The organism is Sphingomicrobium lutaoense, assembly GCF_014195685.1.
In the GTDB taxonomy this organism is placed as follows: Bacteria; Pseudomonadota; Alphaproteobacteria; order Sphingomonadales; family Sphingomonadaceae; genus Sphingomicrobium; species Sphingomicrobium lutaoense.
This window is the reverse complement of the sequence record NZ_JACICF010000001.1, coordinates 1,553,650-1,578,562: the sequence shown is the minus strand read 5'-3', so window position 1 is coordinate 1,578,562 and position 24,913 is coordinate 1,553,650. Positions and strand designations below refer to the sequence as shown.

General features: G+C 62.5%; 29 protein-coding genes and 1 pseudogene. 10 read left to right on the top strand and 20 right to left on the bottom strand.

Annotation, left to right across the window (positions count from 1 at the left end; translation table 11 throughout):
* Positions 1–106 precede the first annotated feature (106 nt).
* From FHS50_RS07945 to FHS50_RS07930, 4 genes are read left to right on the top strand one after another with little or no spacing between them, the layout of a single operon-like run.
* Positions 107–1,207 carry an ABC transporter permease gene (locus tag FHS50_RS07945; protein ID WP_183933783.1) on the top strand — a complete coding sequence of 367 codons (1,101 nt, stop codon included), beginning with the start codon at positions 107–109 and terminating at the stop codon, positions 1,205–1,207.
* Complete coding sequence (locus FHS50_RS07940; RefSeq protein ID WP_183933782.1) at positions 1,207–1,995, top strand: ABC transporter ATP-binding protein; 789 nt, start codon at positions 1,207–1,209, stop codon at positions 1,993–1,995. Before FHS50_RS07945 ends, FHS50_RS07940 begins: the two co-directional genes overlap by 1 nt.
* Entirely contained in the window at positions 1,995–2,939 is a 945-nt protein-coding gene (locus FHS50_RS07935; protein WP_183933781.1) for an MlaD family protein, read from the top strand. Before FHS50_RS07940 ends, FHS50_RS07935 begins: the two co-directional genes overlap by 1 nt.
* An 11-nt stretch (positions 2,940–2,950) precedes the next feature.
* Positions 2,951–3,523 carry an ABC-type transport auxiliary lipoprotein family protein gene (locus FHS50_RS07930; RefSeq protein WP_246332998.1) on the top strand — a complete coding sequence of 191 codons (573 nt, stop codon included), beginning with the start codon at positions 2,951–2,953 and terminating at the stop codon, positions 3,521–3,523.
* A gap of 6 nt (positions 3,524–3,529) precedes the next feature.
* Here the strand turns inward: FHS50_RS07930 and pepN are convergent, their stop codons facing one another.
* Genes pepN through FHS50_RS07915 form a run of 3 tightly spaced genes read right to left on the bottom strand, consistent with a single transcriptional unit; the run spans position 3,530 to position 8,076 of the window.
* Positions 3,530–6,133: an aminopeptidase N gene (gene pepN / locus FHS50_RS07925; RefSeq protein WP_183933779.1), complete on the bottom strand. Its 2,604-nt coding sequence runs from the start codon at positions 6,131–6,133 to the stop codon at positions 3,530–3,532.
* Positions 6,134–6,142: 9 nt separating this feature from the next.
* The gene (locus FHS50_RS07920) at positions 6,143–7,078 is read right to left on the bottom strand and encodes a DMT family transporter (protein WP_265569265.1); all 936 of its coding nucleotides are present in this window, start codon (positions 7,076–7,078) and stop codon (positions 6,143–6,145) included.
* Positions 7,075–8,076, bottom strand: a complete 1,002-nt coding sequence (locus FHS50_RS07915) for a threonine aldolase family protein (protein ID WP_183933778.1) — start codon at positions 8,074–8,076, stop codon at positions 7,075–7,077. The genes FHS50_RS07920 and FHS50_RS07915 overlap by 4 nt, the downstream gene beginning before the upstream one ends.
* A 229-nt stretch (positions 8,077–8,305) precedes the next feature.
* Between FHS50_RS07915 and ppk2 the strand changes: the two genes are divergently transcribed.
* Entirely contained in the window at positions 8,306–9,091 is a 786-nt protein-coding gene (gene ppk2, locus FHS50_RS07910; protein ID WP_183933777.1) for a polyphosphate kinase 2, read from the top strand.
* 7 nt (positions 9,092–9,098) lie between these two features.
* Here ppk2 and FHS50_RS07905 read toward each other — a convergent pair whose 3' ends face one another.
* Positions 9,099–9,608, bottom strand: a complete 510-nt coding sequence (locus tag FHS50_RS07905) for a DUF4440 domain-containing protein (protein WP_183933776.1) — start codon at positions 9,606–9,608, stop codon at positions 9,099–9,101.
* A gap of 56 nt (positions 9,609–9,664) precedes the next feature.
* Positions 9,665–10,171 carry a DsrE family protein gene (locus FHS50_RS07900; RefSeq protein WP_246332997.1) on the bottom strand — a complete coding sequence of 169 codons (507 nt, stop codon included), beginning with the start codon at positions 10,169–10,171 and terminating at the stop codon, positions 9,665–9,667.
* A 104-nt stretch (positions 10,172–10,275) separates the two neighbouring features.
* Between FHS50_RS07900 and FHS50_RS07895 the strand changes: the two genes are divergently transcribed.
* Positions 10,276–10,662 (top strand): hypothetical protein, encoded by a 387-nt coding sequence (locus FHS50_RS07895; RefSeq protein WP_183933774.1) that lies wholly within the window; start codon positions 10,276–10,278, stop codon positions 10,660–10,662.
* Positions 10,663–10,683: 21 nt separating this feature from the next.
* On the opposite strand, the gene FHS50_RS07890 is transcribed toward FHS50_RS07895, so the two are convergent.
* Complete coding sequence (locus tag FHS50_RS07890) at positions 10,684–11,202, bottom strand: hypothetical protein (RefSeq protein ID WP_183933773.1); 519 nt, start codon at positions 11,200–11,202, stop codon at positions 10,684–10,686.
* Between the two features lie 179 nt (positions 11,203–11,381).
* On the opposite strand from FHS50_RS07890, the gene FHS50_RS07885 reads away from it, so the two are divergent.
* The gene (locus FHS50_RS07885) at positions 11,382–11,888 is read left to right on the top strand and encodes a thermonuclease family protein (protein WP_246332996.1); all 507 of its coding nucleotides are present in this window, start codon (positions 11,382–11,384) and stop codon (positions 11,886–11,888) included.
* A gap of 24 nt (positions 11,889–11,912) precedes the next feature.
* Here FHS50_RS07885 and FHS50_RS10880 read toward each other — a convergent pair.
* The 10 genes and pseudogenes from FHS50_RS10880 to FHS50_RS07840 all read right to left on the bottom strand — a co-directional run.
* A pseudogene (locus tag FHS50_RS10880) lies at positions 11,913–12,134 on the bottom strand (DUF7014 domain-containing protein); the annotation flags it as partial.
* Positions 12,135–12,161: 27 nt separating this feature from the next.
* Entirely contained in the window at positions 12,162–12,839 is a 678-nt protein-coding gene (locus FHS50_RS07880) for an STM4504/CBY_0614 family protein (RefSeq protein WP_183933772.1), read from the bottom strand.
* Between the two features lie 4 nt (positions 12,840–12,843).
* Positions 12,844–13,887 (bottom strand): ribonucleotide-diphosphate reductase subunit beta, encoded by a 1,044-nt coding sequence (locus tag FHS50_RS07875; RefSeq protein WP_183933771.1) that lies wholly within the window; start codon positions 13,885–13,887, stop codon positions 12,844–12,846.
* Between the two features lie 11 nt (positions 13,888–13,898).
* Complete coding sequence (locus tag FHS50_RS07870; RefSeq protein ID WP_183933770.1) at positions 13,899–14,069, bottom strand: hypothetical protein; 171 nt, start codon at positions 14,067–14,069, stop codon at positions 13,899–13,901.
* 3 nt (positions 14,070–14,072) lie between these two features.
* Positions 14,073–14,237: a hypothetical protein gene (locus FHS50_RS07865; protein ID WP_183933769.1), complete on the bottom strand. Its 165-nt coding sequence runs from the start codon at positions 14,235–14,237 to the stop codon at positions 14,073–14,075.
* On the bottom strand, positions 14,234–14,497 hold the full coding sequence (locus FHS50_RS07860) for a hypothetical protein (protein WP_183933768.1): 264 nt from the start codon (positions 14,495–14,497) through the stop codon (positions 14,234–14,236). Before FHS50_RS07860 ends, FHS50_RS07865 begins: the two co-directional genes overlap by 4 nt.
* Entirely contained in the window at positions 14,472–16,334 is a 1,863-nt protein-coding gene (locus FHS50_RS07855) for a ribonucleoside-diphosphate reductase subunit alpha (protein WP_183933767.1), read from the bottom strand. The genes FHS50_RS07860 and FHS50_RS07855 overlap by 26 nt, the downstream gene beginning before the upstream one ends.
* A 455-nt stretch (positions 16,335–16,789) precedes the next feature.
* Positions 16,790–17,305, bottom strand: a complete 516-nt coding sequence (locus tag FHS50_RS07850) for a DUF3617 domain-containing protein (RefSeq protein WP_183933766.1) — start codon at positions 17,303–17,305, stop codon at positions 16,790–16,792.
* A 24-nt stretch (positions 17,306–17,329) separates the two neighbouring features.
* A complete protein-coding gene (locus FHS50_RS07845) occupies positions 17,330–17,821 on the bottom strand; it encodes a DUF3617 domain-containing protein (RefSeq protein ID WP_183933765.1) in 492 nt (163 codons plus the stop codon).
* Positions 17,822–17,862: 41 nt separating this feature from the next.
* Complete coding sequence (locus tag FHS50_RS07840; RefSeq protein WP_183933764.1) at positions 17,863–18,309, bottom strand: DUF3617 domain-containing protein; 447 nt, start codon at positions 18,307–18,309, stop codon at positions 17,863–17,865.
* Between the two features lie 114 nt (positions 18,310–18,423).
* On the opposite strand from FHS50_RS07840, the gene uvrB reads away from it, so the two are divergent.
* The gene (gene uvrB, locus FHS50_RS07835; protein WP_183933763.1) at positions 18,424–20,616 is read left to right on the top strand and encodes an excinuclease ABC subunit UvrB; all 2,193 of its coding nucleotides are present in this window, start codon (positions 18,424–18,426) and stop codon (positions 20,614–20,616) included.
* A 35-nt stretch (positions 20,617–20,651) separates the two neighbouring features.
* A complete protein-coding gene (locus FHS50_RS07830; protein WP_183933762.1) occupies positions 20,652–21,245 on the top strand; it encodes a PH domain-containing protein in 594 nt (197 codons plus the stop codon).
* Position 21,246: 1 nt separating this feature from the next.
* On the opposite strand, the gene FHS50_RS07825 is transcribed toward FHS50_RS07830, so the two are convergent.
* The 3 genes from FHS50_RS07825 to FHS50_RS07815 are packed head-to-tail and all read right to left on the bottom strand — an operon-like array spanning position 21,247 to position 22,584.
* Entirely contained in the window at positions 21,247–21,633 is a 387-nt protein-coding gene (locus FHS50_RS07825; protein ID WP_183933761.1) for a DUF1761 domain-containing protein, read from the bottom strand.
* A gap of 27 nt (positions 21,634–21,660) precedes the next feature.
* Positions 21,661–22,101 carry a hypothetical protein gene (locus FHS50_RS07820; RefSeq protein WP_183933760.1) on the bottom strand — a complete coding sequence of 147 codons (441 nt, stop codon included), beginning with the start codon at positions 22,099–22,101 and terminating at the stop codon, positions 21,661–21,663.
* Between the two features lie 45 nt (positions 22,102–22,146).
* Positions 22,147–22,584, bottom strand: coding sequence for a hypothetical protein (locus FHS50_RS07815; protein ID WP_183933759.1), 438 nt, complete (start codon positions 22,582–22,584; stop codon positions 22,147–22,149).
* Between the two features lie 170 nt (positions 22,585–22,754).
* Between FHS50_RS07815 and FHS50_RS07810 the strand changes: the two genes are divergently transcribed.
* Positions 22,755–23,336 carry a hypothetical protein gene (locus tag FHS50_RS07810; RefSeq protein WP_183933758.1) on the top strand — a complete coding sequence of 194 codons (582 nt, stop codon included), beginning with the start codon at positions 22,755–22,757 and terminating at the stop codon, positions 23,334–23,336.
* Here FHS50_RS07810 and FHS50_RS07805 read toward each other — a convergent pair.
* On the bottom strand, positions 23,333–24,871 hold the full coding sequence (locus FHS50_RS07805; protein ID WP_183933757.1) for a TIGR00341 family protein: 1,539 nt from the start codon (positions 24,869–24,871) through the stop codon (positions 23,333–23,335). The genes FHS50_RS07810 and FHS50_RS07805 overlap by 4 nt on opposite strands.
* Positions 24,872–24,913 lie beyond the last annotated feature (42 nt).

Genomic DNA, 24,913 nt, shown 5'->3' with positions numbered 1-24,913 from the left:
CGCCCTATAGGTCAAAAGCGGGCAAGAAAAGGGCAGCCGCACCTTGGATCGGCGAGGGTGGAGTTTGACTTGCCGCGCTGCGCTTATTCGCGCAAGGGTGGCGACGATGGTGGAGGAAACCGAAACATCGCCCGACGGGGGGCCGCACCGCCTGGCGATCGAGGGCGCGCTGACGATCAGCCGCCTGGGCGGAATTCGCCGCGACATCGATGCGGCTCCCGATCCTCTTACGCTGGACGTCTCGGGCGTCGACCGCATCGACACGGTCGGGGCCTGGCTGCTGCATCGCACGGTGCGCGATCGCGGCGCGACCATCGTGGGCCAGTCACCCGAGATCAACGACCTCATCGGCCAGGTGGCCGATGCCGATCCAGGCGCTCCGGTCCAGCGCGAAAAGCCGCCACGGCCGCTCGCATTTCTCGCCGAACTGGGCGAATGGACCATCGAATTCGGCCGCACTTTCGTCGGTCTCCTGGGTTTTTTTGGCTCGGTCATCCTCGGCTTCGCTTCGCTCATTCGTCATCCCAAGCGCTTCCGTTTCAACGCGGTAGTTCAGCGCTTCGACCTGGTCGGGGTGCGGGCGCTGGGCATCATCGGCCTGATGAGCTTCCTCATCGGGATCGTCGTCGGGCAGCAGGGCGCGGTGCAACTCCAGCAGTTCGGTGCCGAAGTCTATACGATCAACCTCATCGGCCGCTTGACGCTGCGCGAATTGGGAACACTGATGACCGCGATCATGGTCGCGGGCCGCTCCGGCAGCGCCTTCGCCGCGCAGATCGGCACGATGAAGATCACCGAGGAAATCGACGCGATGCGCACGATCGGGGTTTCGCCGGTCGAGGCGCTCGTCATTCCTCGCCTCCTCGCGGCGGTGGTGATGATGCCGCTTCTTGCTTTCTTCTCGATGGTGCTGACGCTCGCGGGTGGCGGGCTCTTCTGTTGGCTGGTGCTCGAAATCCCGCCCCTCACCTATATCTCGCGGCTCCAGGAAGTGATCCCCATTACCGATCTGTGGGTCGGTCTCATCAAGGCGCCGATCTTCGGCTTCATCATCGCATTGGCGGGTTGTTTCCAAGGCATGCAGGTCAAGGGCAATAGCGAGGAAGTGGGCCTGCGCACCACGACCGCGGTGGTGCAGTCGATCTTCATGGTGATCGTCCTCGACGCGGTCTTCGCGGTCTTCTTCTCGCAGGTGGGCTGGAACTGATGGCGTGCGACGAAATCATCACCGTGCGCGGGTTGAGCAACGCCTTTGGCGAGCAATATGTGCACAAGGATCTCGATCTTACTGTTTGTCGCGGCGAGATCCTCGGCGTGGTCGGCGGCTCGGGAACGGGCAAGTCGGTGCTGATGCGCTCGATCATCGGGCTCCAGCAGCCCGTCAGCGGCGAGATCGAGGTGCTCGGCGAACCGATGGTCGATCGCGACGAGGCCGAGGCCAAGAATATCCGGCGGCGCTGGGGCATCCTGTTCCAGAATGGCGCTCTTTTCTCGACGCTCACGGTCGCCGAGAATGTGCAGGTGCCGATCCGCGAATATTTCCCTTACATCAAGGGCGAACTGCTCGACGAGATCGCGGCCTACAAGATCGCCATGTCGGGCCTGCCCGCCAATGCGGGACCCAAATATCCGTCCGAACTGTCGGGCGGGATGCGCAAGCGCGCGGCGCTCGCCCGGGCCTTGGCGCTCGATCCCGAGCTGTTGTTTCTCGACGAGCCGACCGCGGGTCTCGATCCCATCGGCGCGGCGGCTTTCGACGAATTGATCGTCAAGCTGAAACAAAAGCTCGATCTCACCGTATTTCTCATCACGCATGACCTCGATACGCTGCACGCCATCTGTGATCGCGTCGCGGTGCTGGCCGACCAGAAGGTGATTGCGGTCGGCACCATTGAGGAATTGCTCGCAATGGACCATCCTTGGATCCAGGAATATTTCAACGGCCCACGCGGAAGAGCTGCAAGCGGGCATAAGACAGGGGCTAGTGTGGGCTGATGGAAACGCGTTCCAACCATATCCTCGTCGGCGCCGTCACGCTGAGCCTTCTGATCGCTCTTCTGGGCTTCACGGTGTGGATCGCGGGTCTCTCGGCTGCGACCAAGATCTGCTACGACGTCTATTTCGCCGAGGGCGTGGGCGGACTCAACCGCGGCTCGAACGTCAGCTTCTCGGGCGTGCCCGTGGGCGAAGTGGAATCGATCAGCCTCCTTCCCGACAATCCCGAATTCGTCTGGGTCCGCATTTCGGTCGACAGCGACACGCCCGTGCTGCAGGGCACGCAGGCCCAGATTTCGGGGGTCGGCTTCACCGGCGTTTCCGAAATCCAGCTCGATGGCGCGATCGAAGGCGCCAAGCCGCTTACCGACGTGGGGCCGCAGGGCTGCCCGGTGATTCCGGCGAGCGCGAGCGTCCTCGACACCGTGCTCAACTCGGCGCCCGAACTGATCGACCGCATCCAGCGCCTCACCGAGCGCATGACCGAATTGCTTTCGGACGAGAACCAGAATTCGATCTCGGACATTCTCGAGAATATCGAACGGACCACCGATACGCTCGCGGCGCGCGCGCCCGATCTTGCCGATGCGGTCGCCGATGCGCGCGTGGCTGCGCGGCAGGCAGGCATCGCCGCCGAGCGATGGGGACAGGTTGCCGACAGTACCGACCGCATCCTCAACGAAAATGCAGGGCCCGCGATGGAAGACCTGCAAAGCGCGATCAAGTCGATCGAGGGCGCGGCCGCCAATCTCGACGGCGCGATCAATGATGCGCGGCCAGGTCTCCAGACCTTCTCGAAATCCACGCTTCCCGAGGCCGACCGCCTGGTGCGCGACCTGCGCCAACTGACGGACAGCCTCGACGATTTCACTCGCCGTCTCAACGAAGAAGGGGTGGGCGGAGCGCTCAAGCCCCAGAAGCTTCCCGACTACAAGCCGCGATGAAAGGCTCACCGATGATCCGACTTCTCACCATCGCCGCCTTGCCGCTGGCGCTTGCTGCCTGTCTCGGTGGTCGCGACCTGCCGCCGACGCTCGCGACGCTCAGCACCGCCGCGCCCGCGCCCGCCTCGATCGCCCGCACCGCCAGCCCCGAAAATTCGCTCACCATCGAAATGCCGGTGGTCCCGCAGGCGCTGTCAGTCACGCGCGTGCCGGTTCATGTGGGCCCGACCGCGATCGCCTATGTCGAGGATGTCGTCTGGGTCGATCGTCCCGCGACGCTGTTCCAGCAGCTACTTGCCGAGACGGTGACGCGCATGACGGGACGCGTCGTGCTCGATCCCCGGCAGGCGCTGATCGATCCCGGCACTCGCGTCACCGGCACGCTCCAGCATTTCGGCTATCATGCCGATACGGGCGAAGTGGTGGTGGTCTATGATGCGGCGCTCAACCGCGGCGACCGTGTCGAAAGCCGCCGGTTCGAGGCGCGGCGCCCCGCCGACGGCACCGCCGCGACGGTGCCGCAGGCGCTGAACGTCGCGGCGAACGAAGTGGCGGCGGCCGTCGCGGACTGGTTGGCGCGCTAGACTTCGTCAGCCAAGGCTCTTGGACACCTGTTCGTAGACATCCTTTGACAGTCCCTCGCTGGAGGCAATCGTCTCCAGTGCTTCCTTCATCAGGCGCGCCCGATCGGGAACGTAGCGCCGCCAGCGGCCGAGCGGCGGTACCATCCGCGCGGCGACCTGCGGATTGATCCGGTCGGCCTCGATGACCATCTTCGCGAGCAGTGCATAGCCGCGACCGCTGGAATGGTGGAACGCCCACTGGTTGGCCGCGAAATTGCTGATCAGCGAACGCAGGCGATTGGGGTTCTTCAAGGTGAAATCAGGGTGGTCGACGAGCTTTTCGACCCGCTCGAGCGTATCGGGGCGCTGCGCCGCAGCCTGGAGCGCGAACCATTTGTCGAGAACGAGGCTGTTACCCTTGTAGCGCTCGTAGAAGGCGTCGAAGGCTAGCTGGCGCTCCTCGGCCTCAAGGCCGCTGAGGATCATCAGCGCGGTCTGGCGATCGGTCATATTGTCGGCCCGGTCGTAAAGCGCCTTGGCCAGCCGCGCACCTTCCTCCGGCTCACCCGCCGCCAGCAGTCCCAGCGCCTCGCGGCGGAGCGCCCGGATCCCCTTGGCCTCGACCGACAGATCATCGCCCGCGGCCTCGATGGCCTGCGCCTCGACAAGCTCGGTGCCAAGCGCGGCGCCAATCTCTTCCGCAAGCGTCGAGCGCGCCCGATGCACCTGGTCGGGATCGATTTCCTCCAGGCGCTCGCCGATCATCGCTTCGCTGGGCAGACGGATCGCCTCGGCTTTCAGCGCCTTGTCGAGGGTGTCGTCGTTCAAGGTCCGCCGCACCGCCTCGATCACCGGATCGGCGGGCGGCACCTCTTCGCCGCGCGCGGCAGGCAAGAGCGAATGGAGCATCAACTCCTGCATGGCTTCGTAACGGGCGAAGGGATTGGCATCCATCGCCGCCAGCGTCGCCAGTTCGTCATCGCTTCGGTCGCTTTCGATGATGACCGGCGCGGAGAAATCGCGATTGATCGACAGGATGACCGGCTCGGTCACATTGTCGAAGACAATTTCATCCTCGGCCTTGTCGAACAGGATGAGCCGTTCCTCGATCTCGCGCCCGCTTTGCGCCGACAGCAGCGCGGTCTTGAGCGGCAGCACCATCGGCGCCTTGCCGGTCTGGCCCGGCGTGTCGGGAACCGTCTGCTCAAGCTGCAGCCTCGCGACATTCGCTTTCTCGTCGCGGATGAGGCGCGCCTTCACGCGCGGCGTGCCGGCCTGGCTGTACCAGAGCCTGAACTGTTCAAGATCGACACCGCCTGCCTCTTCCATGCAGCGCACGAAATCCTCGCAGGTCGCAGCTTCGCCATCGTGGCGCTCGAAATAGAGGTCGGTCGCAGCGCGGAATTTCTCGGGGCCGAGGATGGTGTGCATCATCCGTATCAGTTCGGCACCCTTGTTATAGACCGTCGCAGTGTAGAAATTGGTGATCTCGATATAGCTTTCGGGGCGCACGGGGTGCGCCAGCGGCCCGGAATCCTCCGGGAACTGGATCGCACGAAGCACCCGGACATCCTCGATCCGCTTGACCGCTTCCGAGGTCATCGCCTGGCTGAAGCATTGGTCGCGGAACACGGTGAAGCCTTCCTTGAGGCTCAACTGGAACCAGTCACGGCAGGTTACTCGGTTGCCTGACCAATTATGGAAATATTCATGCGCGACCACGCCCGCGATCGCGTCGAAATCGGCATCGGTCGCGCTGTCCGCATCGGCGAGGATGTAGCGCGAGTTGAAGATGTTGAGGCCCTTGTTCTCCATCGCGCCGAAGTTGAAATCGTCCACCGCGACGATGTTGAAAAGATCGAGGTCATATTCGCGGCCATAGACCTCCTCGTCCCACTTCATGCTGTCCTTGAGTGCCTGCATCGCATGGCGCGTGCGCGGCAGATCGGCTTCGCGCACCCAGATGTTGAGCTCGACTTCGCGGCCGCTCATCGTCGTGAAACGGTCGCGATTGGCCTTAAGGTCGCCCGCGACGAGAGCGAACAGATAGCTTGGCTTGGGGAAAGGGTCTTCCCAGCGCGCAAAATGGCGGCCATCGTCAAGCTTGCCTTGCTCGACGAGATTGCCGTTGGCGAGGAGGATCGGGAATTTCTCCGCATCGGCCCGCATCGTGACCGCATAGGTCGAAAGCACGTCGGGCCGATCGGGGTGGAAGGTGATCCGGCGGAAGCCCTCGCTTTCGCACTGGGTGCACAAAAGTCCGCCCGAAGCATAAAGCCCCATCAACTGACTGTTGCGATCAGGATGGATCTCGACTTCGGTTGCGACCTGGGCAGCGTCCCTGTCCATTTCGACCAGCAAGTCGTCGCCCTCCATGCCCGAGCGCGCCTTTTCGCCGTCGATCTCCACGGTCACGGGCTTCAGACCGTCTCCCGCGAGGCGGAGCGGCCGGTCATGCTCGCCATTGCGCTCGACCCGCAGGGTGGCCCGCACCCGTGTCGTCGCCGGGTCGAGATCCATGTCCAGTTCGACATGACGCACCCACCAGTCAGGTTCGCGATAGTCCTTGCGAAAGGTCGGGGCGTGATCGGGCGCAGTGGGCGCTTCGGGGTTCATGCGGGCGTCGGCCATTTCAACTCCTCATGCCGCGTCGGGGTTGGTGACAAGCTGCGGGCGTCGCCGCGCGGAAACGGCGATCAGCATCCCGCCGATCGCCAGCGCGGCGCCGCCTATAGCCAGCGTCGTCCATTCGAAACCCTCGAACAGGGTCGATAGTGCCATGGCGATGATGGGAACGATCGCGCTCGAATAGGCTGCCTTGCCCGGCCCGATTCGCCGCACCACCGGATAATAAAGCGAAAAGCAGATGACCGAAGCGGCGAGCGATAGCCAAAGAAGGCCGATCCAATAACCCGCGCGCGCTTCGAAAACGGGAGGGCCCGTCATCGTCCAGGCAATGAGAATGTCGCACAATGCCCCGATCCCCATCGCCCAGGCGAGCAAAGCGAACAGCGGATATTGCTTCACCTGTTCGCGTGCCTGGTAGACGTTGGAAATCGCCGCGGCGACCAGCCCGACGATGGTCCAGCCTACCCCGGTCCATAGCGCGGTTACGGTCAGGTCGGGTCGCGCCTCCAGTTCGTGAAGGAAGAGAAGAATGATCCCTCCGATGGCGACGAGGCTGGCGGCAAGGAAACGTCCCGTTGGGCGATGGCCGAGCCACCACCAAGCAAGCAGCGCATTGGGGAGCATGAGCAAGGCGAATACCGTCGCGACGAGCCCCGAAGTGATATGATGCTCGGCCATGTAGACCGCGTTGAAATTGGCGCAGAATTGCGAGATGCCGACCACCGAGGCGACGGCGAGCATTCCTTGGGTGGGCCGGAGCGACTGTCCGCGCCAATGCGCCACCGCTGCCATGCCGATCGTCGCGATGATGAAGCGGTAGGCCACCGACCATTGCGCCGGGACGCTGCCCAGCTGGTCACGGATCACGATCCAGGTCGATCCCCAGATGAGCGTGAAGATGATGAAGGGGAGGACGACATGCAGGAATGTCTCGCGGCGCTCGCTCACAGGGATCGGATCGCCTCGGCCAGTTTCTCGACTTCGCTCATGTCCTGGTTCCAGCTGGTGACGAGCCGCACTTCGCCCGGCCCCCAATCGTAGAAATCGAAGCCTTGCGCCCGAAGCGACGCCGCTTCGTCCGCGCTCATCGCGACGAACAGTTCGTTGGCTTCGACAGGAAGGTTGAGGCGATTGCCGCAGGCTTCGCCCAGCAAGGCAGCGGCGCGGTTCGCGGCGCGCGCATTGTCGAGCCACAGGTCATCATCGAGCATCGCGAGGATCTGCGCCGCGGCATAGCGCCCTTTGGACGAGAGATGGCCCGACCGCTTCTTCATGACTTCGACCAGGCCATAGAGATCGGTGTCGAAGAGGATGAGCGCCTCGGCATTCATCCCGCCATTCTTGATGAAGCCGAAGGACAGTGCCTGCACCCCGGCCTTCCAGGTAAGGTCGGCGGGACTTTCGCCGCGAAAGGCCACGGCATTGGCAAAGCGCGCCCCGTCCATGTGAAAGCCGAGATCGTGCTTGCGCGCCATCTCGCCGATCGCCGCGACTTCGGCGGCGCTGTAGGATTGCCCATATTCGGTGGCGTTGGTGATCGACAGCGCGCGCGGCTGAACCTGGTGCACGTCCTTGCGCACCCGGCCGACAGCCTCGTCGATCGCAGCGGGCGGGATTTTCGCACCCTTGCCTTCGAGTAGCGTGAGCTTGGCCCCATGAGTGAAAAAGCCCGGCGCACCCGCTTCGTCCTGTTCGATATGTGCCATTTCGTGCGTGAGGATGCTGCCATGCGGCGGACATAGCGCCGCGAGCGCCAGGCAATTGGCAGCGGTCCCCGTGGTCACCCAAAAGGCCCGGACCTCGGTTTCGAACAGGTCGGAAAAGGCCGCGTCGAGCCGCTGGCTCCATTCGTCTCCATCATAGGCGGCGGTCTGGCAATTCGCCGATTGGATGGCGTCCATCACCGCAGGGCAGGCAGGGGCGGCATTGTCGGAGAAAAAGCGCATTGCCCGCCCATGCGGCAGGAGCGCACGATCGTCAATCTGGCCGATGCGGGTAAAAAAGGGGCCGGACCTGGTGAGCAGATCCGGCCAGTCACTTTGGGAACATCATGAAGAAAGCTGTGCAGCTTTCCCCTCGCTTTTAGGCAGTGTTTGGTTAACCTTCGATTACCATTTTGGCTCCAGCCGCAGAAAAACGGTTCGGCGAACGCGATCTTGTCCCGGGGGAAAGACCATGAAACGCGAGGCCTATGAGCAGCATCTCGAGGCGCTCGAGCATGAGCTGGTGGGCATGGCGCGCTGGGCCAAGGCGAAGGGCGAACGCATCGTCGTGCTGCTCGAGGGACGCGACACGGCGGGCAAGGGCGGTACGATCAAGGCGATCTTGGCGCGTATCAATCCGCGTCAATGCCGCACCGTCGCCTTGTCGAAACCGAGCGAGGTGGAGCGGGGGCAGTGGTATTTCCAGCGCTATGTCGCGCACCTGCCGACGGCGGGCGAGATCGTGCTGTTCGATCGCAGCTGGTACAATCGCGCGGGGGTCGAACGGGTCATGGGCTTCGCCACGGCCGAGCAGGTCGACCTTTTCCTCGCGCAGGTTCCGACCTTCGAGAAGATGCTCGTCGACGATGGCATCCGCTTGTTCAAATATTGGCTGAGCTGCGACCAGGAAGCGCAGGAAGAGCGCTTTGCCGAACGGCTGGCCGACCCGCTCAAAAGGTGGAAGCTGTCGCCCATCGACATCGCGGCGCGCACGAAGTTCGACGAATATACGAAGGCGCGCGAAGCGATGTTCGCCGCGACGCATAGCGACCATGCGCCTTGGACCGTGGTCGATTATAATGACCAGCGGCTGGGCCGGCTGACGCTCATCCGCGATCTTCTCGACCGCCTGCCCGATACCAGCGTGCCCGAGGAAGAGGTCGTCTGGCCCGCGCTCGGCCACTCGCCGCTCGGTGAGGACTTCGAGCGGCTTCAGCCCATTCCCCACTTCCCGCTCGGCGAAGCGGAGCGGGGCTGAACATATCCTAGCGCCGGGGGTAGGGGATGGCGGCGCCGTGATCGTAGCTGATGCTTTCGAACAGCCGGAAGCGGTTCTCGGTGCGCATCCATTTCCAGACATGCATGTAGCGCGCGCCGCCCCGCTGCACCCACTCGCCATCTTCCCATTCGAAAAAGCTGTGCGTGCCTTCCTCGAGCGCGCCCCAATCGCCCAGCCGCCGGACGACGCGTGTGCCGGGCGTGAGGAGGCGGCGATTGCGATAGCCTGCGCTTTCCCCGCCGGGTGCGCGCCTGGCGCATTGATCGGCCACCGACTTCAGGAAGGCAGCACCGGTCGGAAGGACGAGCCCTTCGAGATCGTGGAGCATCCGGAAATCGGGATGGACCAATTCCTCGAGCGCTGCGGCATTGCAGCCTTCGAAGGCGAAATGGAACAGCTCGGCATCGCGGTCCTCGATGCGCTGGACGACTTCGGGCTGCGGCGGCATATCGCATTTCACCGCGGCGGCGGCCAGCGCGAGAGCAAGGCTGATCATGAGCGAACTCCTACTGTATTATGAAGTTAATACAGCAACGGGTATGATGCACAAGTTCAGAAGGGATTGACCGTATAGCCCTGCCGCTGGAGCAGCGCATGGGCAGTCATCGCCGACAGTGCGACTTCGACGCCGGGGAGCAGGTCTTCATTGGCGACGTCCTGCGCCGCCGCGCTCTGTCCGCAGACGCTGATGCGCGTGCCATGGGCCAGCAGCCCGGCGACCAGTTCGGCATTGGGGTTGGCCTTGCCCTCGAACTTCTCGCCGAACCGCTCGTCACGGGTCAGTGCGAAAACCGCCGGACCATGCACCACCACGGCGGGCCGGATCGCATCGGCGGGGACGCCCGCGGCGGCATGCATGTTGATGAAGCGGGCAATGGATTGCAGCGTGCGGCTCTTCCCGTCCTCGCCCAGCTCGACCGCGTCGAAGGCATGCATCAGCACCGTGCCCTGCGGGATATCCATGGTCGCCTCGACCGACGCGTGGGGGCCATGACCCTCGATGATGGGACCGGTGGGCCAGTCGGCGGGCTGGGCGGCGAGGAGCAAGGCAAGTAGCATGATGTCTTTCCTACATGGGCTTGGAGGATGAAAGGCGGGCATGGCAGTTCGCCGCGCGGACGGCAAATCTTGCCAGACGAGGGCGCATCGCGGAAAGAAGCGGAATGAACGAACGATCGACAGCGATGAGCGTCATCGGGGCCCTGTTCCTGATCTTCGGCGCATGGGCCATTTTCGGCATCCTGATGACCAGCGATTCCGAGGCTTTCGCGGAAGTGGTGGCATCGAGCAGCCTTGGCCGCGAAGGCGTGCTGGCGACCAACATCCTCGGCGGGCTGATCACGATGGCGAGCGGCTATGGCGTTCTCAAGGGAATGAACTGGTCGCGTTATCTGTGGACCGGCTGGTCGATCCTCGCGCTGATCATCGGCCTCCTCACCGCACCCTTCAGCAACCTCGCGCTCGTCAACCTCGCGATCATCGCGCTCTTCGCCTACTACCTCTTCCGCCCCCAGGCGAACGCCTGGTTCGGGGGCACGGCCGACGGCTAATCGATAGGGCGTACCGGTCGTTCAGGCCGCCAGGGAGTGACGCAGATTTTCGGCGAGTCCGGAGAACCGGTCGACTTCACACTTGAGCTGGTTGTGCAAGGTCTTGCCGTCGGCTTGACGCAGCCACCCTTTTTCGACCTCCTCGATTTTTCCGTTTGGGCTGAAGGACAAGGTCCAGATCCACTGTCCGCGCGTATCGACGCTGATGGTCCCGACAGCATGAACGATCCGGTTGCGCTGCTCGATCGCGAGAGCGAGGGCCAAAAGCGACTTGCCGAGCTTGGCGCGTAAAGGTGGAAACGGCCCGTCTCCATCCATTGCCTTGCGTAGATGTTCGATCCGTTGACTGAACATCCTCGGCTGCTTGATGTCGCCCATCGTGCCGTTTTTTGCCAGCGCAGCGAGCAATAATGCCGAAGCATGTTCGATGCGCGCGAAGCGGTCGACGCAATAGCCCCGCCAGCCGTTGAAGGCAGAAACCGCCTGTGCGTGGATCTCGCGGAGAGGCGGATCAACCTCGATGGGCTCCATCTTGCTCATTGTCGCCGTTTAACCTGATATGCTTACGCACTGGTTGACGATGGGGTGGCATGAGAAGCAATGGCGATGATCGCGGAGGAGGCTATGACCGGCCTTCAACCAAAAGTACCCGGCAACGGCGCCACTGGTTCGGCGCGCATGTCCAGCCAGTGTGGAAAGACGGAAAGGCTCGTGTCGAGTTGAGAGGCAAGCGTAGCGAGAGCATCAGTTGGACCTTCGTCGGCATCGTCGCATTGATCGCGGCGCTTGGCGGGACAGCGGTCGGGATCGGCATGGCGCGCGAGGATGGCGGTGGCCGCGCGGGTCAGATCATCGAGGAGGTCGCCAGCAGTTTCACGGGAGGCTTTTCGATCTGCCACGAAGGCGGAGGCTATAATTGCGTGGTCGATGGCGACACCATCTACATCGAAGGGCAGAAGATCCGCATCCTCGACATCGACGCCCCCGAAACCCACGACTACCGCTGCCCCGAGGAAAAGGCGCTGGGCGATCGGGCCACCCGTCGCCTGCACCAACTGGTCAACAGCGGCCAGGTCACCGCCGCCCGCGCACCCGGCGAACGAGACGAAGACCGCTACGGCCGCAAGCTAAGTGTGGTGATGGTGGACGGTGTCTCGGTGGGCAATGTGCTGGTCGGCGAAGGACTAGCGCGGCCTTATGGCGGCGGGCGCCGGAGCTGGTGCTAGTCATCTAAATCGGTCAAATTGTTACTATCTGTGCGCGGCCTCGACAACGAAAACGATCTTTGCTGCAGCAAGATTTAGTGCGTACTGCGCAATGTACATTTCGTGACGCCTCGGAGTCGCGCCTTGGCCGTGCGCGCCCTCCTCATTCCGAACCTTTGGCAGACCAGAAGCAAGAGTTGCGACTAGCTGATCGAAAGAACCATCGAGGTGGCGAGGCCAAAGCCCGTTCTTCCGCACCACCTTTAAGAGGTCTGACGCCCTAGAGCCTTCCCTTCACTCCCATCTCTTCATCTCGCAAATCGCTTTTAAGGTGCTTTCGAAAGATTTTGCTGCTTCCACAACAGTCGCTTCGTAATCCCCTTCTCGGAAATATCTGTGAGCTTCCAAAAACTCATCTTTCGGACCTTCGAAACCAGGACGAGATATTAGCGTAAGTGCGGGCTTTATAACTTCCTCATGGGTGTATGTTGAATCAAGGCGAAAAGCATGTCCGTCCTCAAACTGAAAACCGAATCCACTCTTCCTAAACCTGTAATTAATCTCGTCTATTGCGTCGGTGGGCGTAGCGGCGATCCCTCTCGTTTCTCTTTCGACGCTGCTCCAATCTGAGATAATTCGCTCAATATACCGTGTGGATATCTCAACCACGTCAACGAATTGTTCCGCGGAACAACTGCCCAAGAACGAGATTACGTTTTGGCCTTCGGTCAGTTCGTTTCCCAAGCGGTGCACACCGTATTCGCGACATATAGTTTTGTGAATAAACTCCCACGCGGAAGGGTTGTGAGGTGGCGGTGACCAACAGTTAGGACCCAGATGTTCATGGGGGCCAATAGCGTCGATCAAGATTTGCTGTGCTTGAACCCGAAGCTTCTGCGGCACCTCTTCGTACTGATAAATCTCATCATTTTCCGAAGGCTTAGTCCGCTCGGAAAACAGTGGAATGATCATTTCCCTACTCCGCAGCGCCCTCAAACATATCCGCTTCGTCCTCGGCGCCGTCTTCGTCGTTCGACGCTTTCGCTTTCTGGCGGCGGTCGAAATTGTGCCAGACGTCGTTCCAGTCGCCTCGGGTCGCGGCCTTCGAATATTCGGTCGCGCGGGTTTCGAAGAAGTTGGCATGTTCGACGCCATTGAGCAGCGGCGCGAGCCAGGGGAGGGGATGTTCCTCGACCATGTAGATGGGCTTGAAGCCCAGCTGCCCCAGCCGCCAGTCGGCGATGTAGCGGATATATTTCTTGATATCCTTGGGCGTCATGCCCTCGACCGGCCCCAGTTCGAAGGCAAGGTCGATGAAATTGTCTTCGAGCCGCACCACCTTCTGGCAGCAGTCGATGATGTCGTCCTTCACGCTCTTGGTCAGGCAGTCGCGTTCCTTGACGAATTCGTGGAACATGCGGGTGATGCCTTCGCAGTGCAGCGATTCATCGCGCACCGACCAGCTGACGATCTGCCCCATGCCCTTCATCTTGTTGAAGCGCGGGAAGTTCATCAGCATGGCGAAGCTGGCGAACAGCTGAAGCCCCTCGGTGAAGCCGCCGAACATCGCCAGCGTCTTGGCGATATCCTCGTCCGTATCGACCCCGAACTGGTTCATATAGTCATGCTTGTCGGCCATTTCCTTATATTGGAGGAAAGCCGAATATTCGCTTTCGGGCATGCCGATCGTGTCGAGCAGATGGCTGTAGGCCGCGATGTGGATCGTCTCCATGTTGGAGAAAGCGGCGAGCATCATCTTCACTTCGGTGGGCTTGAACACCCGGCCATATTTGTCGTGATAGCAGTCCTGCACCTCGACATCGGCCTGGGTGAAGAAGCGGAAGATCTGCGTCAGGAGGTTGCGCTCATGCTCGGTAAGCTTCTGCGCCCAGTCGCGGCAGTCCTCGCCCAGCGGCACTTCCTCGGGCATCCAGTGCACCTGCTGCTGCTTTTTCCAATATTCATAGGCCCAGGGATATTCGAAGGGCTTGTAGGCTTTACGGGCTTCCAAGAGGGACATGAAAAAGCTCCTTAGGTGCGAACGATGTGGCCGATAGCGGCGATGATAAAGAGAATGGCGGCGGCATAGAAGAGGAGGGCGACGAGGCGGCGCTTGCCCGCCTCCATCTTCGCATTGCTGCCGAAGCTGATGCCCAGGCCGGCAAGGGCAATGGCGACCAGGAAGAAGAGGATGGTCAGCATCGCCTAGCCCTCCATCGCGTCATAGGCGGCAAAGCCGAGGGCGATCGCCATCATCGCTCCGCCCATCAGGCGGAAATTGGCGCGGACCGCGGGCATCTCCTTGCGCCGGGCAAGAAAGATGAGCGCAAGTCCGAGAACCGCGAGGATGATCGCCACGGCCTTCATCACCCTGCTTCCGGCAAGGTCAGCAGCAGGGTGACGATGGCGATCGTGGCCAACGGCCCCACCGCCATCATCAACAGACCGGCCTTGCGGTACGTGAAGGGCAAGCCTTGCAGCGCCTCGGCAAGATCGTGGCCAAACAAGGACCGTCCGCTGCGATAGATAGTAAGGCCGTTCAGAAAAACAGCAGGCCCCAGCAGCACCGCGACAATCAGGAAAAGGAGGCGTTCCGTCTCCATCTTACTGGCACGCCAGACATTCGTCATAATCGGTCGAGGGCAGCTCATATTTGGCGGCCTCGGGTGTGTTGTCCTTTTCCACCCCGCCCGCGAAACCGGCGCGCTGCACCGACTTGGAACGCAGATAGTAAAGCGACTTGATGCCCAGTTCCCAGGCGCGGAAGTGGAGCATCAACAAATCCCACTTGTCGACATCGGCCGGGATGAAGAGATTGAGGCTCTGTGCCTGGTCGATCATCGGCGCGCGGTCGCCCGCCAGTTCGAGCAGCCAGCGCTGGTCGATCTCGAAGCTGGTCTTGAAGGTCGCTTTCTCTTCCTCGCTGAGGAAGTCGAGATGCTGGACCGAGCCGCCCTTCTCGAGGATCGAATTCCACACCTGTTCGCTATTCTTCGACTTCTCGGTGAGAAGCTTTTCGAGATAGGGATTCTTCACCACGAAGCTGCCCGACAGCGTCTTGTGGGTATAGATGTTGGCGGGAATGGGCTCGATGCAGGCCGAGGTGCCGCCCGCGATGATCGAGATCGACGCGGTCGGCGCGATCGCCATCTTGCACGAGAAGCGTTCCATCGCGCCCATGTCGGCGGCGTCGGGGCAGGGACCGCGCTCCTTGGCGAGCATCATCGAGGCCTCATCGACCTGCGCGCGGATATGCTTGAAGATCTTCATGTTCCACGACTTGGCCATTGCGCCTTCGAAAGGCAGGCCGCGGGCCTGGAGGAAGCTGTGGAAGCCCATCACGCCGAGGCCAACCGAACGCTCGCGCTCGGCCGAATATTTGGCGCGTGCCATCTCGTCGGGAGCGCGAGCGATATAGTCGGACAGGACATTGTCGAGGAAGCGCATCACGTCTTCGATGAAACGCTTGTTGCCGTTCCACTCGTCCCACGTCTCGAGGTTCAGGGAGGAAAGGCAGCAGACCGCGGTGCGATCGGCGCCGAGATGGTCCTTGCCGGTCGGCAGGGTGATTTCCGAACAGAGGTTCGAGGTCGACACCTTGAGGCCCAGGTCGCGATGATGCTTGGGCATCGAATTGTTCACCGTGTCGGCGAAGACGATATAGGGCTCGCCCGTCGCCAGCCGGGTCTCGACCAGCTTCTGAAACAAGGCGCGGGCATTGACGGTGCCGCGCACTTCGCCGGTCTTGGGCGACTTGAGATCGAACTGCTCGCCGTCGCGCACCGCTTCCATGAACTCGTCGGTGATAAGCACGCCATGGTGGAGGTTGAGCGCCTTGCGATTGAAGTCGCCCGAGGGTTTGCGGATCTCGAGAAACTCCTCGATCTCGGGGTGCGAGATGTCGAGATAGCAGGCCGCCGATCCGCGCCGCAGCGAACCCTGGCTGATCGCCAGCGTCAGGCTGTCCATCACGCGCACGAAGGGAATGATGCCGCTGGTCTTGCCGTTGAGGCCAACCGGCTCGCCGATGCCGCGGACATTGCCCCAATAGGTGCCGATGCCGCCGCCCTTGGACGCCAGCCAGACATTCTCGTTCCAGGTGTTGACGATGCCGTCGAGGCTGTCGTCGACACTGTTGAGATAGCAGGAGATGGGCAGGCCGCGGCCGGTGCCGCCGTTCGACAGGACCGGCGTGGCGGGCATCACCCAGAGGTTGGAGATATAGTCGTACATGCGCTGGGCATGCGCCTGGTCATCCGAATAGGCATCGGCCACGCGGGCGAACAGGTCCTGGAACTTCTCGCCGGGCAGCAGGTATCGGTCGCGCAGCGTCTCCTTGCCGAACTCGGTCAGCTTGGCATCGCGCGTCTCGTCGGTCCGGATGGCGAACCGGCGATCGTTGACCTTCTTGGAATCGGAGACCGTGACATCGTCGGCGGTGACTTCATTTCCGGTCGAAAGATCCATGCTGCATCCCCGTAATCGTTGGGCTCCGGGCGGCGGAGCGATGTTCCTGTTATGTTCGAATCGTGTGGATACACCCGATCCGACCCCGTTTGAAGCGAAATCGAGTCATTTCAGGGACTTGTCCCCGATATCCCCGCAACACACAGCCCTGCTCATGCCGGAAATCACAATTTCCAGCCCCAACAGCTATATGTTGAGCGTTTCCCCCGTTCGCAACACTACCCATTGTGCCTAATCCCAAACGGGACACAAGAGTCTTTTTTGCAACTTTGGCCTCAATTAACGCTTGCCTAACGCTAAATCCGCAGAACTGCTGGCCTTTTCAAAATCAAAAAATTTCGTTTCGATTCCGGCCCGGTCGGGCCTGTTGCAGCGCACATAAGAGAGGCGCTCCGGCGGGCAAAAAGGAGGCGCCCCGAAGGCGCCTCCCGATGGTCTGCGATGCGGACTTGGAATCAGCCTGCGGATTCGTCGCCTTCGGTCGGACAATCACCGACGCGGCGCCCCGTCACCGTCCGGCTCATCGCATAGTCGCCGGTCGAGGCGAGCGCGGTCAGGGTGCGAACGTCCGTCTCGAACGACTCGGCTTCATAAGTGCCATTGGCCGACAGATTGACCTGCCCCGATACGCCCGACCGGGTGCAGCGCAGATCCGACTGGAAGCGGCCCGGCCGGACATAGGGATTGCGCAAGGCACAATCGTCATCGCCTTCGGCATAGAGCGCCGGGGTCGAGATACCTTCGCTTGCGACGCAGACCTGCTTGGTCAATTCCTGGCCGGCTTCGAGCGGGGTCGCGGGCTCGGCTCCGTCGGCCGAAGCGAGCTTGTCGACCGTCACCGACACTTCATAGAGCCCCGGCTCCAACAGCTCGGCTTTCTGCTTGGGTGCATTTTCCTCCGACGCCGGAGCGGGCGCGCCATCGCAGGCAGCCACGCCCAGTCCGGCCAGCACGATCATCATCCTTTTCATATCACTCTCCCCCTTTACTGATGGTCAGCCGCAGTCGCCGAGGCGCTGTGCGGTCATGTCGATGGTGCGGTGGCTTCCGTCCCCGTTGGCGGCGCGCATGGCGATCACGAAACCGTCGGCGCGATAGCTGGCGGTCAACTGCAATTCCTGCGCGACCCCGTCGGCAATGCAGCGCATGTCGGCGCTGAGATCGGGCCCGCGAAAATCGAATTGGCGATAGGCGCAATCGGCACGCCCGCCGGTAATGAGCGCGGCGACCGGATCGGCAAGCTGCTCCTTTGTCAGGCAGGCGCGCGTGGTGCCGCCTTCGCCCGCTGCCACGTTCTCGCCGTCGATCCGGACATGGCTTTCATATTCGCCGGGACGCGGCAGGTGCGGCGCGGCAGCACCCAGCCGCTTGGCGACCTCGTCTTCGGAAATGAACCGCCCCGCGGGCTCGCTGCCCTGGCTGCACCCGGCAAGCGCCGCGCCCAAAAAGAGGACGACGGCCTTGCAGTAACGCTCCCCTATTCGCATCGGGCGAGACTGGAACGGCGCTGGCGGCTTGGCAAGGGGGATCAGCAGTTGCCGGTGCGCTTGCCCGTCACATGGGCGGTCATCGTCATGCTTCCCTGCGGTCCGCTGAAGCGCATGACATTGTGGCTCTGATAGCTGGTGGCGTCGTAAGTGCCGGTCATGGTCATATCCATCTTGCCCATTCCGCCGGTGCACACCGCTACCGAGTCGAGCTTGCCTCCCGCCATGTCGAACTTCTTATATTGGCACTGGCCCTCGGTCTGCCGAAACATCTCCTCGGGCGCTTCCTCGACCTGTTTCTGGGTAAGGCAATAGCTGTGGCTGCGCGGCTTGCCCTTCATCATCGCCACCGCCCCGGCAGGCATGCCGGGCGCCGACACATCGACGATTGTCGCGGTGCTGATCCATTGTCCAGCGCGCGGCGGCGCGGCGGCACTTGCGAGCAACAGCGAGGCGGCCGGGATGGCGATCAGTGTGGCAGGGTGCATGGCGTTCATCCCTTACTGGCGAGGTCGCTCTCCATAGCATGGCGGGGCGGCACCGGCCATCGTGCGCAGGTCCGCTCCATTGTCATTGGCGGCTGCGTCGCCATATAGCGGCCTATGGCGATCCAGATCCGCACCAGCCTGGCCGAGCCGGATACCGGCGAGGAATTCAAGCCCCACCGTCCCGCCCGGCCCGACAAGGCCGAAGGCGGTCGCAAGTTCGTTCTCAGGAGCGATTTCGAACCGGCGGGCGACCAGCCGACCGCGATCCGCGAGCTGACCGAGGGTATCCGCGACCATGGCGAGAACAGCCAGGTACTTCTGGGGGTCACCGGGTCGGGCAAGACCTTCACCATGGCCAAGATCATCGAGACGCTCCAGCGGCCCTCGCTGATCCTTGCGCCCAACAAGATCCTCGCCGCGCAGCTCTATGGCGAATTCAAGAGCTTCTTTCCGGACAATGCAGTCGAATATTTCGTATCCTATTACGACTATTACCAGCCCGAAGCCTATGTGCCCCGCACCGACACCTATATCGAGAAGGAAAGCTCGATCAACGAAGCGATCGACCGGATGCGGCACAGCGCCACGCGGTCGCTTCTCGAACGCGATGACGTGATCATCGTCGCCTCGGTCAGCTGCCTTTACGGCATCGGCTCGGTCGAGACCTATTCGGCGATGACCTTCAGCCTCAAGAAGGACCAGAGCGTCGACCAGCGCGAGATCATCCGCAAGCTCGTGGCGCTCCAGTACAAGCGCAACGACACCAATTTCGCGCGCGGCTCCTTCCGCGTCCGCGGCGACAATCTCGAGATCTTCCCCTCGCACTATGAAGACATGGCCTGGCGCATCAGCTTCTTCGGCGACGAGATTGAGGAGATTTCCGAATTCGATCCTCTCACCGGCAAGACGGGCGCCAAGCTCGACAGCGTGAAGATCTACGCCAATTCACATTATGTGACGCCGGGCCCGACGCTCAAGCAGGCTACCGAGGCGATCCGCCACGAGCTGTCCGAGCGGCTCAAGGAACTGGAAGCGGAGGGCAAGCTGCTCGAAGCGCAGCGGCTCGAACAGCGCACCAATTTCGATCTCGAGATGATCGCCGCGACCGGCAGCTGCGCGGGCATCGAGAATTATTCTCGCTTCCTCACGGGTCGCCTGCCGGGCGAACCGCCGCCCACGCTGTTCGAATATCTGCCCGACAACGCGCTTCTGTTCGTCGATGAAAGCCACCAGACGGTACCCCAGATCGGCGCGATGGCGCGAGGCGACCACCGCCGCAAGATCACGCTCGCCGAACATGGCTTCCGCTTGCCAAGCTGCATCGACAACCGGCCCCTGCGTTTCAATGAATGGGACGCGATGCGCCCGCTCACGACCTTCGTCTCGGCCACTCCGGGGCCGTGGGAATTGGAGCAGACGGGCGGGGTCTTTTCCGAACAGGTCATCCGTCCCACCGGCCTCATCGACCCCCCGGTGGAGATCAAGCCGGTCGAGGACCAGGTCGACGATCTGGTCAGCGAGGTGCGCAAGGTCGCCAAGGCTGGCTATCGCAGCCTCGTCACGACCCTCACCAAGCGCATGGCCGAGGATCTCACCGAATATATGCACGAGCAGGGCATCAAGGTCCGCTACATGCATTCGGACGTGGAGACCCTCGAGCGTATCGAGCTCATCCGCGACCTGCGCATGGGCGTTTTCGACGTGCTCATCGGCATCAATCTCTTGCGCGAGGGCCTCGACATTCCCGAATGCGGCCTCGTCGCCATCCTCGATGCCGACAAGGAAGGCTTCCTCCGCTCCGAGACGTCGCTCATCCAGACGATCGGCCGCGCCGCGCGCAATGTCGATGGTCGCGTCATTCTCTACGCCGACCGGGTCACGGGCTCGATGGAACGCGCCCTGAACGAGACGCAACGCCGCCGGGAAAAACAGCTCGCCTACAATGAGGAACATGGCATCACCCCCGAAAGCGTGCGCCGCGAGGTGGCCGATCTCCTTGCCGACGTGAAGGAAGCCTCCGATCCGCGCGGCAAGAAGGGCAAGGACACCCCGCCGCTCGCCGGGCATAACCTGCGCGCCTATATTGGCGAACTCGAAGAGAAGATGCGCAAAGCCGCCGCCGATCTCGAGTTTGAGGAAGCCGCTCGCCTCCGCGATGAAATCCGCAAGCTCGAGGAGGACGAACTGGGCATCCCCGATGCCGAGCGCGCCGCTCCGCGAGTGGGTTATTCGAACGCCGGTCGTCCCGGCACGCGCAAGACCCGCTTCGGCAAGACTCGCTACAAGAAGATGGGCGGGCGGCCTTAACCCATTGTCCCGGGTTCGCTGCTACAATGGCGGACATGAAGGGATTTCAACCCGATCCGCTGGAAAAGGCGCTCAAGGCCGAACTGGGTGCCGGTGAACATCTGCGCTGGCATGGCCGCGCCAACATGGGCGTCGCCAACCTAGCGGCATTCGGCATCTGGTTGTTCGCCATCCCCTGGACGGGCTTCGCGCTCTTCTGGACCTTCATGGCGTGGCACGGCGTCAATGAAAGCGGCGAGATGGGCTTGATGCGCTATGCCTTTCCCGCCTTCGGCATTCCGTTCATCCTCATTGGCCTCGGGATGCTCGCCGCGCCCTTCCTGGGGCTGTTCACCAACCGCGAGATCATTCACGGAGTGACCAACCGCCGCCTCATCACGCTCATCAAGGTCGGGAAAAGCCTCAAGGTCAAAAGCCTCCAGGCGCATCAGATCGGCCCGGTGACCCGCTGGGAAGGAAAGGCGGGACGCGGCAAGATCTCGATCGAGACCCACACCAGCCGCGACAGCGAAGGGAGCAGGAGGACCGAAACCGTCGATCTCATCGGCATCGACGAGGTGCGCCGCGTCGGCGAACTGGTGCGCGACCTGTCGCGAAGCGCGGACGAGAAGGCTTCGCTCGCGCGCTAGCCTAGAACAGCCCGAGGATCAGCCCGAAAAGGGTGAACTGCAGCGTGTGATATCCGCCGTTCACCAGCCAGAGACCGAGCGGACGCCCCTCGAACAGATAGGAAATGCCGAAACTGGTGGCGACCCAGCCCAGCCCCGCGACGAAACCATACATTGCCCCCGTTGCCGGGTCGACATCGCCGAGGAACATGGCAAAGGCGGCCACCGCGACAAGATTGAGCAGGAAAGCGGTCCCGTAGATCTTGCCCATATTGGCTTCCTTCATGCTCTCCTCGGTCACCCCGACAAGGCCCATCCAGGTCTTGCCGAAGATCGGGCCGTACCAGATGCCGCCAAGCACGAAGGCACTCACTGCCGCGACCAGCACGGCGATCCAGTTGATGTCCATCTTCCCATCCCCTCCTGTTGCCCGAGCTTAGCGCAAGACCCCTGCGGCCGCCTGCCTGCGGGCGTAATAAAGTAACGCCACGGCGATGAGGATGATCACGATCGGCATGATGTCGAAGATGCCGCCGCTCATCCCTTCGGGCTTGTCCGCCATGAACATGTCGTAGCCGAGGCTGACCACGGCCCCCACCAGTGAAACCGCGAAACTGTGCACGGCGTAGCGGCTTCTGAGTAGAAGCAGCACCGAGCCCAGGACCGCGCCCCAAACTCCCAGTCCCCAGCCGATATCGGCAACCAGCGGGAAGCTGTCGATATATTCCATCAGCTCGTCATAATCGACCGGCAGCGCGCTCAGATAGGCTTCGTTGCGCGTGCGCGTCATCAGATAGTCGAAGGCGCCATAGGCGTTCCACAAGAGTGAAACGATCCCGACGATCCAGAGATGGGTGGGAGCCTTGCTTCTTTCCATTTTCATTCCCCTTGTTGCGCAAAGCCGGGCCGGGCCCGAGCATGATCAGGTCAGGACGCCGCGCCGCGCCATGTTGCGGCTGTAGAGCCAGAGAAGAACCAGCTGCAGGCCGATAAGCAAAGCGAACACATGGGTGCCGGTCGTCAGCACGCCGGGTGGCGGGGTCGCCACCAGATACATGTAGGCGCCGGTCACGAGATAGGCGATGAAGGCGATGAGGAAGGTCGGCGCGGCGATCCGCCGCCGAAGGAGGATCAGCACGGCCCCGCCGATCGCGAACCAGACCGACACACCCCAGGCTGCTTCCATCCAGAAGGGAAAGCCTTCGTAGAATGCGATCATCTCGGGAGTGAGCATCGCTTGGTAGGCGGCATTGCCCGTCTGCATCATGATGTAGTCGTAGCCCCCGCCTGCATTGAACAGGAGCGCCGCAAGGCCGACCAGCCACAAGTGCCACGGCGTCGCGCGATCTCTCGTCATCATGCTGCCTCCCCCCGGAAGAAATTCATCATGCCCCCGAAACGATAGGCGGTCAATCGGAGGTGAAGAGGCTTCGTCATATAGCCGCTTTGCTGAAGAGGGAGCCTTGGCAAGTCCCGTGGGTGCCTTACATAGGGTCTATGAAAAACTTGCTGGTCCTCTGCTCCGCCTCCTTGCTTATCACTGCTTGCGCCCGGGTCGAACCGGTCGACGACAATGCCCTCGAAGCGGTGGATCCGATCGATTCCTCCGAGCTCATCGAGACGCAGGACGATGCCGCCGCGCGTACGCCGGGCCTGCGCTTCGCCTGGCGCATGGACAACGATACGGGCGCGGCGGTCTGGGGCCCGCAGGGCCAGCCTGCCGGCACCGACCCCAAACTCTCGGTGCTCTGCACCAAGGACGGTGGCCAGCCGCAATTGACGATCACTCGCTATGCGATCGGCGATGCCGAAGCGGGCGCGGGAACGCTCCGCGTCAGCGGCAACGGCGCGTCGGCGATGATCCCGGTGGCGATGGCGACCGGCGACAGCCAGGGACAGTGGACCGCCAATGTCGGGCCTGGAGACCTGATGCGCAGTCTCGCCAATGCTTTCGCGGGCATCGGCATGGTCGATATCACGCTCAGCGGCGCAGAGCCACTGCAGGTCGCCAGCGCCAAGCGCGTCCGCGACATCTTCGCAAATTGTGCCGGCCCTGCCGAAGCCGAAGGTGGCGAAGACGACGGCACAGCGATCGGCAATAGCCAGGGCTAGTCGGCGCGCGGGGTTGTCCATTCGGCGGTGACAGCGTCGCCGCTACCCGCGGCGGTCTGCACATCCTCGAGCCCGGCCTGCTCCAGCGCCTGCCGAACGATCTCCACATTGTCGCTGCTGCCCGTGATGAGGACGGGGAAGGAAATTCGCTCGCCCGCCCATGCGATCAGCCGGACCGCACGCGCATCGGGGACGCCATCTTCGCTGATCGCGACATCCGGAAGCGATCGCGCGGGCGGGATCAATTGCACCGTCCAGTCGGGAACAGTGGCGGCGATCCGCAGTTCGAGTCGGCGATAGGCCGACAGGGTCGCGCCCTCGATCGGACGGGCTCGCACGACCGCGCGGCGCCGCTCGCGGTCAATCAGCACATCGTCGCGCGGCACCCCGCCCACCAGCGCCATCAGGTCGACGAGGCGATCGATCGTGCGCTGGGTGGCCTCGGCCTGCTGGCGGTTGCGCGCTGCGGCCAGTTCGGCCTCTTCGGCGGCCCGGCTGGCGATGGGCACGCGGAATTGCTCGATCTCGACCGCGACCGGAACGCCCAGCTGCTGCGACAGCAATTCCTGCGCGCGGGTGGACGCTTCTCCCCGATATTCGGAAGTGAAAACCGCCGCCGAGACGGTCACCGGATCGCTGTCGGTGTTGACATTGATCGACTGGAAACGCGCGCGATTGTCGAACTGCGCTGCAAGAACCTGGTTGGCGGCACGGGTGGCGCGGGCTTCCCAGGCAATCTGTCCCAGCGAGAAATAGAGCGGGATGGCGAGGACCAGCAGCGAAAGGGCGATCACGACCGACTGGATGGCGCTGCGCTTTTTCGAAAGATTGGTCCGGAAACCGTAGAGCCTCGCCATCACCGCCGAGGTCGCGGCGATGGTCACGAGGTTGGTGATGAACAGCATCAGCGCCCCGCCGAACACCGTCCAGTTCAACGTCGCGAGCCCGAAGCCCACCACGCCCAATGGGGGCATCAAGGCAACCGCAATCGCAACGCCGACGATCGTGCCTGCGCGTCCGCGGATCATCGCATAGGATCCGGCCAATCCCGAGAAGAGCGCCACCGCAAGGTCGAGAAGGCTCGGCTGGGTGCGCCCCGCGATCTCGGGGGTCACCGTCTGGATCGGGCTCATCCAGCTGATCAGCGCACTCAGGAGGATCGCGGCGATGACGCCGATGAACAATGTCCGGCCACTGACGCGCAGCCATTTGACGTCCCAGATCGCGATCGCGAAGCCCGCGCCGATGATCGGCCCCATCAACGGCGACAGCAGCATCGCCCCGATGACCACCGCAGGCGAGGAGAGGATAAGGCCCAATACCGCGATGCCCGCCGACATGCTGGTCATGAAGATGTAGCGGCCCGACAGGTCGCACTCTTCCTTGGTGCGGCGGATGACGTCGAGTTGGTCAACCGTCTTGACCATGTTGCGGCGCCACCATTGCCGCGCGAGGGCAACGATCTTCAACCGCTCGTCGGCGTGGGGATTGGTCTTCGCTTCCGTTTCGGGCGCGGCAGTCTGATCGGCAGTCATGCCGTCGATTAACTCGCTTTAACCGACAAAAAAAGGGGCGGC